This window comes from uncultured Phocaeicola sp., assembly GCF_948499155.1.
Lineage (GTDB): Bacteria > Bacteroidota > Bacteroidia > Bacteroidales > Bacteroidaceae > Phocaeicola > Phocaeicola faecalis.
Map to the genome: position 1 here is coordinate 117,718 of NZ_CAOOSE010000011.1, position 12,813 is coordinate 130,530.

Sequence of the window (12,813 nt, forward strand, 5' to 3'; positions counted from 1 at the left end):
ACTCCCAAATTTATTATATGAATTTTCCTGATTTTAATTCTTCTATTACCTGCACCAACTGTGGAAGCAGCGGAACAGCGCCGTCATTCAAGACCGTAAAATCTGCCCTACTGCGTTTTTCCTCATCATCAAGCTGTGCCGAGATACGTGCACGCACCTGTTGTTCTGTCGCATTATCGCGCTGCATGGCCCGCTCCACTCTTAGCTCTAATGGCGCATAGACCATCACCACAGCATCTACCGTATTTTCAAAACCGGCCTCATACAGAATTGCTGATTCCATACCCGCTATCTCACACCCTTCCAGTTCTCCGGTCCAACGAATAAAATCTTCCCTCACCCTAGGATGAATAATAGCATTGATTTGCTTCACATGCTCAGGAGCTGAAAAAAGATAAGAAGCGAGCAGGGGTTTATTCAAAGTCCCTTCTTTATCGTATACTTCTTCTCCCAATAAAGCAATAAGCTCCCGACGAATCCCCTCATCGGACACCGTCAAGCGTTTAGCTTCATTATCAGCATTATAGACCGGTACATTCAGGGTCTCCAGCAAGTGAGAAATATATGATTTCCCACTACCGATACCTCCGGTAATAGCTATCTTAATCATTGAATACTACTTGTTGTTCAATCAAATAATCCACCTCCTGCGGATTGAGGCGTACATGGTTCACATAGCGGGGAACAGACTTAAGTTTCACCGGACACTTTTCTCCTTTATTATTCAGTAATTCCTCGTAAGTCACTCCTATAAAGAAATCTTCAGCCGTAATCGCCTTGAAATGACTCAGTCCAACCTGAAAAGTGACCTGCACCTTGGATGGAAAAGTACGCAATACTTTATCAGGAGGAAAATTCACACCACGCACAGGTACTTCCACACTCTTCTCTGCATATACATCCAGCATAAGTGTTACATCATTAAAGTCAGGAATAAACCGGGCTCCTTTTACTTTGGCCAGACTGACGCGACGATGAGTGGTATCAGACATATTCTCTAATAGCACCGACTCTGTGTAGGCGGTAGTAATGGTATCCAATATTTCCTGAGGAGCATATACCATTACCGAATCAGGAGAATAAATAACGTTAGAAATATAATACTGACGGTCTAAATCAATTTTTCCCTGCAACTTGACAGGAACTTTTTTGGCTTTTCCCCTAGTATAAATAAACTCCAATGTGTCAGGTCGAACAGTCAGTAAGCGAGTTGACTGACTCAGTTGACCTGAAATTTTCTTCAACAGAGTAGAAATTGGAATACGCACTTGTGTGCCCTTGCTTTCATAATCTTTAAAATCGATTGTAACCGGATAAAACGTCTGTCCCAACATATAATTGGCCAATACAGTTCCCCTATCTTTCACTCCTATCTTCAGTTCGCTGGGCAACTCAGAAGTCAACACTACATTATTAGGGACATTCTTCATGCGGAGAGGAATCGAAAATTCTGTTTCATAGTCATCATTCAATATCTGAAGTAACCAGAAACAGAAAGAAACGAATACAAAAAATAAGAAAATCAGGAACTCCCTGCTATTACGACTAAGCAGGAAACTTCTGATTTTCTCCAATGTCCTCAAATAGTAAATACGTATGTTCCTTTTGTCGAACATAGCTTATATAAGTTTTACTTTGTTTGTTGGTTTGCAGCAGCGTTAGCATAGATAGAATTTCTATCAATCTTAATCTTTACGCCTGATGCAATTTCCAATACCACGGTGTTATCTTCTATTTCTTTAATTTTTCCATAAATACCACCGGCAGTTATCACTTCCTGACCTACTTCCAGATTCTTACGGAAATTTGCAATTTCTTTCTGTTTTTTATTCTGCGGACGAATCATGAAGAAATACATAATAGCGAAAACAGCTACCATCATAATCAGGAATGAGTAATCGCCTCCACCTGCAGCCTGCAGAAATACAAATGATAAATTCATACTTTCAAGTTTTTTAGTTTATAATGTTGTTATACTAACGATAACAAACAAAGATATTAATTTTTCGTCAGCTTGTTCTCTTTTTTTAATTGATTAACGATTCCATCCAATGTACCGTTAATAAACCCACCACTTTTAGGAGTACTATACAACTTAGCGATTTCCACATATTCATTCAGTGACACGCTAATGGGAATATTAGGAAAACTAAGAACTTCCGCCAAAGCAATCTGCATGATAATCACATCCATAAATGCCACACGGTCAAGGTCCCAATTTTTGGTGTTCTCACTGATAAGATGACGATAATAATCAGAATTCAAAATAGCGCGACGGAACAAGCGGCGTGCAAAATCCTGGTCTTCATCATCTTTAAACTCAGGTAACAGCTCTTGTTTAGCACCATTCTTTTCATCAAAACGCTTGATTGTTTTAAGAACAAAGGTGTCTACAATTTCCTTGTCATCGTTCCAATACAGACTTTGATCTTCCAGTACTTGGTCAAGCTCTGCATTATTGAAGATTATCTTCTTATATATTTTGCGCCATACTTCGCGGTCTTCTTCATAAGAAGAAGTTTCACTTGCCATATACTCCTTATATATATCACTTTCCATAATCTGCTCACACAGATTCTTCACGAAATCAGCCTCATTTTCCCAGGTTTTCTTCTGATTATCGGCAAACTCCAACAACTGTTTATTCACCTCCAATTGGGCTATAAAACGATTCTCCACAAATTTAGTGTTGGGAAACAATTCTTCCTTGGTAGGGATAAGTTTGTTTTTCGCAGCATTCAGCTTCTTGTTTGCCTGTTTAGTTACCTCAACCATTAAAAGCAGTAGATAGTTATACAGATCGTATGCTTTAGAGAGACTAAAGAACAACTCCTTCTCGGCAGTATCCAAGTTTTTCCCTCCGTTCTGATAATAAGCATAGATTATCTGAACTATCTTAAGACGAATAAGAACTCTATTTATCATAATTCACATAAAATTATTAAGGAGTTGCAAAAGTAGGAAAATTCATTGATTTCACATAACATAATTACATTTTTTAATGCAAAATTTGTATAGAAAGGGGGAAAACGCTTTTTTCCTCGAAGTTTATAAGCAAATTCTTTGCCCATTAAAAAAAAATATCCAATTTTGAAGCCGATTTATAAAGATTCAAGTTATGGAAGAGAAAAAGAAAAGTGTAGTGGATGGTGATAAAGAAATAGTTTTCTCAAAAGCTATAAAAGCGGGAAAACGTATTTATTATTTAGATGTGAAGAAAAACCGGAAAGATGAAATGTTCTTGGCTATCACAGAAAGTAAGAAAATTGTGTCGGGTGAAGGTGACGATTCACTAGTGAGTTTTGAAAAGCATAAAATCTTCCTATATAAAGAAGATTTTGAGAAGTTTACGAACGGACTTCAACAGGCTATTCAGTTCATTACCGACGAACAAGGCCCGATAGAGCCTCATCATAGCGAAGAGATGCCGGAAACAAAAGAAAACGAAAATGAAGCGGCTCTAAGCCCCGGCGAAATAAAGATAGATATTGACTTTTAATGATATAAGGAAGAACCCGGATTAAAAAATTCGGGTTCTTTTTTTGGTCAAATCAAAAATAAGCACTACTTTTGCACCGCTTTTTTAAGCTCCATCGTGTGATATACCACATCGTGTGATGGCGAATTAAGCAACAAAAATCAACTTAATTTAGAGTAACACAAAAAATTAAAGAACAATGAAATCAATTGAAATTAAAGGTTCTGTAAGAACAGACCTCGGAAAGAAAGCAACTCGTGAATTACGTAAGAACAATGGTGTTCCTTGTGTAGTATACGGAGTACAGAAAGATGAAAACGGAAATCCCGTAGCAACTCATTTTTCAGTAACTGCTGACAGCCTGCGTAATTTGGTATATACACCGCACATCTACATTGTAGATTTGAACATCGATGGCAAAACAGTAAACGCTATCATGAAAGATATCCAGTTCCACCCTGTTAAGGATTCTATCCTTCACGTTGACTTCTATCAGATTGACGAAGCTAAACCTATTGTAATGGAAGTTCCCGTTCAGTTGGAAGGTTTGGCAGAAGGTGTACGTGCCGGTGGTAAATTGGCATTGCAGATGCGTAAACTGAAAGTCAAAGCTTTATACAATATAATTCCTGAACGTCTGACTATCGACGTTACTGCTTTAGGTTTGGGTAAAACTATCAAAGTTGGCGAATTGCACTATGAAGGATTGGAATTGATTAACGCTAAGGAAGCTGTTGTTTGTGCTGTTAAATTAACTCGTGCCGCACGTGGTGCTGCTGCAACTGCAGGTAAGTAATTACTAACCCCTTAATCCTTTTCAATGAAATATTTGATTGTAGGACTGGGTAATATAGGTGAAGAATACCGAAATACCCGTCACAACATAGGATTCAATGTATTGGACGCCCTTGCAAAGGCGTCCAATCTTGTTTTTACTGATGGCCGTTACGGTGCTACTGCCGCTATGTCACTCAAAGGACGTCAACTTATTCTGTTGAAGCCTTCTACGTATATGAACCTGAGTGGCAATGCAGTGCGCTACTGGATGCAGAAGGAAAACATTCCATTGGAGAATGTGTTGATAATAGTAGATGACTTAGCCCTTCCTTTCGGAGCTTTACGTCTCAAGAGCAAGGGCAGTGATGCCGGTCATAATGGATTGAAGCATATAGCTGCCACATTAGGAACTCAGGAATATGCCCGCCTACGCTTTGGCATTGGCAATGACTTTCCACGCGGAGGACAAATAGACTTTGTATTGGGACACTTTACAGAGGAAGATATGAAAACCATGGACGAACGTGTGGAATTGGCATGCGAAATAATCAAAAGTTTCTGCTTGGCCGGTATCAATATAACCATGAACCAATACAATAAAAAGTAATGGCTGAAGCAAGAATAGATAAATGGATGTGGGCGTCACGCATCTTTAAAACGCGCACAATAGCTGCAGAGGCTTGTAAAAAAGGCCGTGTAAGCATAAACGGTTCACAAGTAAAACCGGCACGCATGGTAAAGCCGGGAGATGTGATAGAGGTACGCAAACCGCCTGTCACTTATTCCTTCAAAGTTTTACAAGCGATAGAAAAACGTGTCGGTGCAAAACTTGTTCCCGATATTCTGGAGAATGTTACTTCACCGGAACAATATGAATTATTGGAAATGAGTAAAATCAGCGGTTTTGTCGACCGTGCCCGTGGCACCGGACGTCCTACCAAGAAAGACCGACGCAGCATGGATGAGTTTATCACACCGGAATATTTACCGGACGGTGACGACTTCGATTTCGATTTTGACTTTGAAGAGGAATAGAGATATTAGTACGTAGAGCCTATACGCCGGTGCGCGTAAGGCCTACATGCTAATCACAAGGCTACACATATAATAGCTTCACGACTTATATATTAATATTGTGTTTCTTTCTTCTTGCTCAACAAATGATAGACATCATCTCTTTCACCCACTACCCATACCACATCGCCTTCATTAAAAATCATATTAACATCCGGTCGCATCAAGTTACCATCACCTCGTTCCACACCCACCACCAGACATCTATAATCATCACGAATACCACTCTCCTTAATACTCTTACCCAAGAAAAGAGAATTGCCGTCTACCATGAACTGCTTCAAATTCATCTCACGCTTTTCAATATCCTCTTCTTCAGCGGCAGAAGAGATTCGCTCCACCTGACGGGCAAATTCCCCCAACTGCTCATCCGTACCGATTACCTGAATCGTGTCACCGGGAAATAAACGGACATTCGCACCCGGGATGTTGATACGATGCATTCCGCGGATAACAGAAGCAACATGCACTCCATATTTATGCCCCAAATTCAATTCTTTCAGTGTATGTCCCGCCCAAAGAGAATCCGCCGGAACCTCGAAATCCGACAGGTGAATATCACGTGACAATAAATGTCCCTCATATTCCGGTCGTTTCTGTCCCGTAAACTCGGCATGAATATCACGAAAACGCAAATTCTGTATAAAAGTACGTTCCATAAAGATGGACTGTTTCTTCAACCAGCGCGAAAGCATCATCATACAAACCAAAACAATAGCGACACCAACCATTAAAGCCGTAGATGCCTTGAAAATATTCTCAATAATAAATAAGACAAAAACCACAGCTATCACCATGCGCAATAAAATAGTGGACAACAACGGAGCACGGTTATAACGATTATCCTGCCACAACGCCTGGAACTCAACAGAATGATTCTTCTTCATAATAATAGCACGCAGAAACGGCGATATACACACAATCGTAAATACAGCACCTGCCAAATTTGCCCAAAACAAAGGTAGGCTTGCCCGGAACAGAGGAATGATGAAATGGAAAGAAAGAACAATTACTGCAATGCAAAGCACTGAATAGACGGCTACAATGCGAATAATAGCGGTCAACAGCTTTTTCCAGTTATTCTCATGGTTCACCGTCTGCGAGCCCGAAGAGTAACGATCTAAAATCTTTCTCCATTTGTTTGGCAAAACACTTTCTACCCGACGATAAGCAGGAACGGCCAGGCGAATCATATAAGGAGTCAAGAATGTGGTAATAACCGAAACCGCTACCACAATGGGATACAGAAAATCACTGGTTACATGGAGACTTACCCCCAATGAGGCGATAATGAAGGCAAACTCTCCAATCTGTGTCAGACTGAAACCGCACTGCATCGCCACCTTAAGCGGCTGACCTGCCAGAATCACACCCCCGGTTCCGAATACAACCTGTCCCAAAAGAATAGATAAAGTGATGGCGACAATTGGCCATGCATACTCCACAATCATGGCAGGATCCACCATCATACCGACCGAAACAAAGAATATTGCACCAAACAAATCCTTGACCGGAGCCACCAGTTTCTCTATACTCTCCGCCTCCACCGTCTCCGCCAAAATAGAGCCCATGATGAAAGCGCCGAAAGCCGGAGAAAAACCGACTTTTGCCGCCAGTACCACCATTCCGAAACACATGGCCAAAGAAACGATGAGCAATGTTTCACTCCCCATCCACTTACGCGAACGCTTCAGGAAAATAGGTATGAGATATATCCCCACTACAAACCAAAGAATCAGAAAGAACACCAACTTGCCAATACTGTATATCATCTCCGTACCCTCAAAGTTCTTACTTACAGCCATCGTACTCAACATCACCATCAGCACAATGGCAAGAATGTCTTCCAATATCAGGATACTGAGCACCAACCCGGCAAACCGTTGCTGCCGTAACCCCAAATCATCGAATGCCTTATAAATAATGGTCGTTGAAGACATTGCCAGCATACCGCCCAAATAGAGGCAGTCCATGTGTTTCCATCCAAAAGACCAGCCGACCACCATCCCGACCAATATCATACAAAATATGATGGTACATGCCGCTATAATAGCGGTTCCTCCCACTTTCACCAACTTCTTGAAGCTAAACTCCAGCCCCAAAGCAAACAGCAGGAAAATAACACCGATATCAGACCAAGTATGGATGTTTGCCGTATCTATTACTGATGGCGTATAGGGCATGTGCGGGCTTGCCAAAAACCCGGCTACAATATAACCTAAGACCAAAGGCTGCCTTAACCGTTTAAATATCAGCGTCATAATGCCGGCGCAAATAAGAATCAAGGCAAGGTCACTTATAAGGGGAGCCAATTCTGACATAATACTATATTTTTGCCTGCAAAATTATAAATTATCTACCAACTATAGAGCCTTTCCTCTGCCTATTTTATGATAAGCACCTCTTTTTTACCCCATTGTCGGCATACAAAAAAAATCTCCTCCACCCATACCAAAGGCAGGATGAAGGAGATTTAAAAAAAATGAATAATGATATTACTTTCTGAACGGTGGTTTAACAACCAACGCCTTTAATTTACGTCCACGCACATCAATGAAAATCTCTGTACCCGGTGTAGCATAAGCAGTCTGAATATATCCCATGCCGATACCAATCTTGCGAATCGGAGACATCGTTCCACTGGTTACTTCACCAATCTTTTCTCCTTCTGCATTTACCAACTCATAACCATGGCGAGGAATACCGCGATCAACCATTTCAAAGCCTACCAATTTACGCTTCAACCCCTCTGCTTTCTGCTTTTCAAGAATAGCACGCGCTGTGAAGTCCTTTCCTTCAGCAAACTTGGTAATCCAGCCTAAGCCGGCCTCCAATGGAGAAGTGGTATCACTCAGGTCATTACCATAAAGGCAGAATCCCATTTCCAAACGCAAAGTATCACGTGCGCCCAATCCTATAGGTTTGATACCTTCAGGAGCACCGGCTTCAAAGATAGCATTCCATATAGCTTCACCTACTTCAGGATAGAAATAAAGTTCAAAGCCTCCGGCTCCGGTATATCCGGTATTAGAAATAATCACATTTTCCTGTCCGGCAAATTCTCCGGTAGTAAACGCATAATAAGGAATCTCAGATAAATTAACCGAAGTAAGTTTCTGCAACACTTCCATTGCTTTCGGACCCTGAATAGCCAACTGTGCCATGTGATCGGAAGCATTCTCCAACTCGGCACCTGCCTTATTATGGCTGACACACCAGTTCCAGTCTTTTTCTATATTAGCGGCATTCACCACCAACAAATATTTTTCCGGTTCGTAATGATATACCAACAAATCGTCTACAATACCCCCTTCTTCGTTGGGGAAACAAGTATACTGAGCCTTACCAACAGGCAGAACAGCTACATTATTAGAAGTCACTTGCTGCAAGAAAGCCAATGCATTCGGACCTTTTACCCAAAATTCTCCCATGTGGGAAACATCAAACACTCCCACAGCATTGCATACGGTGAGATGTTCGTCGATAATTCCCGAATATTCAATAGGCATATTATAGCCTGCAAATTCATGCATTTTTGCTCCCAGAGCAATGTGTTTCTCAGTAAACGGAGTCGTTTTCATGTTATTATTCAATTATTTTTTAAGGTTATTATATTCATCTTATCTTGCCACCAACTCTGAAATCTTCACCACTACCATCATGGCTTTTTCCAATGACTGGATAGGAGCAAACTCATATCTGCCGTGGAAATTCAGGCCACCGGCAAAAATGTTCGGACAAGGCAACCCTTTGAACGAAAGTTGTGCACCGTCCGTTCCGCCACGAATCGCTTTCACCTTCGGAGTCACGCCGGCTTCCTCCATTGCCTTGAAAGCTATATCAATAATATGCATGACCGGTTCAATCTTTTCGCGCATATTATAATACTGATCTTTCAATTCCACTGCCACTGTTCCTTCACCATATTCTTTATTTATCTCAGCCGCCCACTTCAGCATATTCTCTTTACGTGCTTCAAACTTGGCACGGTCGTGGTCACGAATGATATAAGACAGAGTGGTTTGCTCCACCTCACCGGTCATACCTACCAGATGATAGAATCCTTCATAGCCATCTGTATGTTGGGGCGTCTCTCCACCCGGCAATAAATTCATAAACTGATTGGCTACGCACATAGAATTAATCATCTTATTCTTGGCATATCCCGGATGCACGTTACGGCCTTTTACAACTACTTTGGCAGAGGCTGCATTGAAGTTTTCAAATTCCAACTCACCTATTTCTCCTCCATCCATTGTATAAGCCCATTCACAACCAAACTTTTCCACATCAAACTTATGAGCGCCCAATCCTATTTCTTCGTCAGGATTGAAACCGACCCTAATCTTTCCATGTTTAATTTCGGGATGTTCCTTTAAATAAACCATCGCAGTAATAATTTCTGCAATACCGGCCTTATCGTCAGCTCCCAACAGGGTCTTCCCATTGGTTACAATCAAATCTTCTCCTTTATGATCCAGCAATTCAGGGAACTGGTTTGGAGAAAGAACAACATTCTCTTCCTCACACAAGATTATATCCGAACCGTCATAACCATAAACAATACGCGGAGTCACACCTGCACCGGTCATATCAGGACTGGTATCCATGTGAGCAATAAATCCTATCGTCGGTACCGGTTTGTCGGTATTTGCCGGCAGAGTGGCAAAAAGATATCCATTTTCGTCCAATGAAATATCTTCAAACCCCAGTTGTTCCAATTCAGCTTTCAAGTATTGTGCAAATACCATTTGTTTGGGTGTACTGGGAGTCACGCCACTATTATCGTCTGATTGAGTATCGAAACTTACATACTTTAAAAATCGTTCTATCAGTGTCATTTTATCTTTTTATTTTTGATTATTCAATGCTGTAAAAATAGGAAAAGAGCCGTGAACTGCCAAACAATTCACGGCTCTTTTTTCATTCTATCTTATTATTTTGATATCAGAAGCAACTGGAACCATCAAAGCAATGCGTACAAACCTTACACTTTGGCAAACCAATCGCTTCAATTAAGGTTTCCAATGTGTTGAACTTCAACGAAGTCAACCCGAAACGGTCAGCAATCATTTGCACCATCTTTTGATATTGAGGTGAATCTGTTGTAGCATATTTTTCAAGGTCTTTATTCTCATCCCCCTCTATTTCCTTAATGATGCGGCGTGTCATCAACTCCAAGTCACCTTTTGATGCAGTAAAGCCAATAAAAGGACAACTGTAAATCAACGGCGGACAAGCAATACGCATATGTACCTCTTTTGCTCCATAATCATATAAAATCTTCACATTATCGCGAAGTTGGGTTCCGCGCACAATAGAATCGTCACAAAACAAAACACGCTTCCCTTCCAGCATGGCACGGTTGGGAATCAGTTTCATTTTTGCTACCAATGAGCGCATTTCCTGATTGGCCGGAGTAAAACTGCGGGGCCATGTGGGAGTATATTTGGTGATAGCGCGATGATAAGGAATACCTTTTCCTTCAGCATACCCCAATGCCATACCTACACCGGAATCAGGAATACCACAAGCACAATCCACTTCCGAATTGTCTTTCTGTCCCATTTTATAACCGCTCATAAAACGCACTTCCTCTACATTCTTGCCCTCATAGCAAGAAACCGGAAAGCCGTAATATACCCACAAAAAAGAACAAATCTGCATTCCTTCGTTCGGCTTGCGCATTTGTTCCATTCCATCGGCACGCAAGCGGATAATTTCGCCGGGGCCCACATATTTTTCAATTTCATAATCCAGATTCGGCAGACTGCTCGACTCGCTGGTCGCAGCATAAGCGCCCTCTTTCTTACCAATCACAATGGGAGTACGTCCCCATTTATCACGCGCCACAATAATACCGTCTTCGGTCAGCAGCAACATGGAGCACGACCCTTTTATCTTATTAAATACATTCTCGATACCATCTACAAAGTCCTTACCCTGAACAATAAGCAATGCTATCAATTCCGTTTGGTTTGTTTTCCCCAGACTCATTTCGGAAAAGTGCATATTCGCAGCCAGCAAATCACGTTCCAGTTCCGGGATATTCTGAATCTTAGCTACTGTAACAATGGCAAATTTACCCAAATGTGAATTGATTACTATCGGCTGAGGGTCTGTATCACTAATAATACCTATACCCGAGTTGCCTTTAAACTTCGGAAGTTCCGATTCAAACTTTGTGCGGAAATAAGAGCTCTCCAAATTATGGATAGACCGCATAAATCCTTCTCCCTTGGCATAAGTAGCCAAGCCGCCTCTTTTTGTACCTAAATGTGAATTATAGTCCGTTCCGTAAAATAAATCGGTAACGCACTCAGCCTTTGAGACTGTTCCAAAAAAACCACCCATCCTTTTTGCTGTTTTTTGTTTAGGGTGCAAAATTACTAAAATCTCTGGAATAAACGAACAAAAAAAGTAAAATGGTACTGAATAGCTTATGAATAAAGCGTTTGCTGTGACAAATGAAGCCAACGAAACGGCTCATGCACCAAACTCCGTGATGTTCCATCAGACAATGCTGTCAAAAGGAAGCGTGTAATATTGGTCGTCAGGAATATTATCAGGATTAAATTTCATGGTTCGCTTTTGAATATGACATCCCCTTCTATCAATGAATCTGCCAATTCGATTATCCGCATCAATAATATCTGCATAAATAAAGAACTTCCATTTCGACTTGCCAAAATCAAAAGGAATCGTATCCTTTCCGGCTTTTGTAAATACAATATTTTCAGGAAAGGAAATTTGCTTGTTTTCCCATTGTCCTTCATTCGATTTGCAGGAAGCGAAGAAAGCCAAAGGCAATATCCACAAGAGCCAATCTATTTTTTAATTTTGTCATCCTATCATTTTTTATGGTTTTAGTACCCTAAACTCGCACTGAGACGTGCCTAAGTTTCCTAAGCCATCCGTTCCTTCCATCACGCCCACAAAGCTTGTATTGATGTCCGAACAGAAGAACTCCACTTCGGCTTCTCCTTTCTCATCGGTGACAATGTCCGGTTTCCACAGCAAGACGTTCCGCGCATCCGGCATCGGGCTTTGCATGTCCAGCTCATCGGGTTGGTAGAACTCGCGCGTGCCGTAATAGCCTTTTACACGCCATAGGTTGTTCATGCGAAGAAGTTCTTCTTCAGTATAGACAGGGCCTTCATAGATGATAGTTTGCCTATCTTCTACTATAAAAGTTTTACCTCCATTAAAATATTTAAACTTAGCAATTTCGTATTTTTCTCCTCTAACTGGCTGCTTTCGTCCTTTTGCAGGACATATACCTAAAGGATTATGATGTGCAGCATAATCAAATCTATAACCTATTAGGTAATGACATGATGTACAAACATAAACACCGTTCTGATTCATCTGTGCCAAGCTATCCAACCTTCCCATCATCTTATCCCGAAACACTCTTCCTTTCTTACCGGTAACTGTTATCTCAGACAAAAGAATACTGCTATCCTGACTGATAATGGGATAAT

Annotated in this window: 13 protein-coding genes and 1 pseudogene; 4 read left to right on the plus strand and 10 right to left on the minus strand. The window is 41.1% G+C overall.

Going from position 1 to position 12,813, the window contains the following annotated elements; translation table 11 throughout:
• Positions 1-13 precede the first annotated feature (13 nt).
• Genes coaE through nusB form a run of 4 tightly spaced genes read right to left on the minus strand, consistent with a single transcriptional unit; the run spans position 14 to position 2,925 of the window.
• Entirely contained in the window at positions 14-610 is a 597-nt protein-coding gene (coaE, locus tag QYT14_RS10225; RefSeq protein ID WP_288325377.1) for a dephospho-CoA kinase, read from the minus strand.
• Complete coding sequence (locus QYT14_RS10230) at positions 603-1,616, minus strand: YbbR-like domain-containing protein (protein ID WP_237040489.1); 1,014 nt, start codon at positions 1,614-1,616, stop codon at positions 603-605. Before QYT14_RS10230 ends, coaE begins: the two co-directional genes overlap by 8 nt.
• Before the next feature lie 14 nt (positions 1,617-1,630).
• The gene (gene yajC, locus QYT14_RS10235) at positions 1,631-1,942 is read right to left on the minus strand and encodes a preprotein translocase subunit YajC (protein WP_237040488.1); all 312 of its coding nucleotides are present in this window, start codon (positions 1,940-1,942) and stop codon (positions 1,631-1,633) included.
• 56 nt (positions 1,943-1,998) lie between these two features.
• Entirely contained in the window at positions 1,999-2,925 is a 927-nt protein-coding gene (gene nusB, locus QYT14_RS10240) for a transcription antitermination factor NusB (protein ID WP_237040487.1), read from the minus strand.
• A 193-nt stretch (positions 2,926-3,118) separates the two neighbouring features.
• On the opposite strand from nusB, the gene QYT14_RS10245 reads away from it, so the two are divergent.
• The 4 genes from QYT14_RS10245 to QYT14_RS10260 all read left to right on the plus strand — a co-directional run bounded on the left by QYT14_RS10245 (position 3,119) and on the right by QYT14_RS10260 (position 5,290).
• Positions 3,119-3,499: a PUR family DNA/RNA-binding protein gene (locus tag QYT14_RS10245; protein WP_237040486.1), complete on the plus strand. Its 381-nt coding sequence runs from the start codon at positions 3,119-3,121 to the stop codon at positions 3,497-3,499.
• A gap of 178 nt (positions 3,500-3,677) precedes the next feature.
• Entirely contained in the window at positions 3,678-4,274 is a 597-nt protein-coding gene (locus tag QYT14_RS10250) for a 50S ribosomal protein L25/general stress protein Ctc (protein WP_237040485.1), read from the plus strand.
• A gap of 24 nt (positions 4,275-4,298) precedes the next feature.
• Positions 4,299-4,862 (plus strand): aminoacyl-tRNA hydrolase, encoded by a 564-nt coding sequence (gene pth / locus QYT14_RS10255; protein WP_237040484.1) that lies wholly within the window; start codon positions 4,299-4,301, stop codon positions 4,860-4,862.
• Complete coding sequence (locus QYT14_RS10260; protein ID WP_237040483.1) at positions 4,862-5,290, plus strand: RNA-binding S4 domain-containing protein; 429 nt, start codon at positions 4,862-4,864, stop codon at positions 5,288-5,290. Before pth ends, QYT14_RS10260 begins: the two co-directional genes overlap by 1 nt.
• A gap of 92 nt (positions 5,291-5,382) precedes the next feature.
• On the opposite strand, the gene QYT14_RS10265 is transcribed toward QYT14_RS10260, so the two are convergent.
• The 6 genes and pseudogenes from QYT14_RS10265 to QYT14_RS10290 form a co-directional block, all read right to left on the minus strand.
• Positions 5,383-7,650: a cation:proton antiporter gene (locus QYT14_RS10265; protein ID WP_237040482.1), complete on the minus strand. Its 2,268-nt coding sequence runs from the start codon at positions 7,648-7,650 to the stop codon at positions 5,383-5,385.
• A 174-nt stretch (positions 7,651-7,824) separates the two neighbouring features.
• On the minus strand, positions 7,825-8,910 hold the full coding sequence (gene gcvT, locus QYT14_RS10270) for a glycine cleavage system aminomethyltransferase GcvT (protein WP_237040481.1): 1,086 nt from the start codon (positions 8,908-8,910) through the stop codon (positions 7,825-7,827).
• Positions 8,911-8,949: 39 nt separating this feature from the next.
• Positions 8,950-10,170, minus strand: coding sequence for a peptidase T (gene pepT, locus QYT14_RS10275; protein ID WP_237040480.1), 1,221 nt, complete (start codon positions 10,168-10,170; stop codon positions 8,950-8,952).
• Between the two features lie 106 nt (positions 10,171-10,276).
• Positions 10,277-11,683 (minus strand): amidophosphoribosyltransferase, encoded by a 1,407-nt coding sequence (locus tag QYT14_RS10280; RefSeq protein ID WP_237040479.1) that lies wholly within the window; start codon positions 11,681-11,683, stop codon positions 10,277-10,279.
• Between the two features lie 159 nt (positions 11,684-11,842).
• Positions 11,843-12,148 (minus strand): hypothetical protein, encoded by a 306-nt coding sequence (locus tag QYT14_RS10285; protein WP_288325378.1) that lies wholly within the window; start codon positions 12,146-12,148, stop codon positions 11,843-11,845.
• Positions 12,149-12,187: 39 nt separating this feature from the next.
• Positions 12,188-12,813, minus strand: a pseudogene (locus tag QYT14_RS10290) (hypothetical protein); the annotation flags it as partial.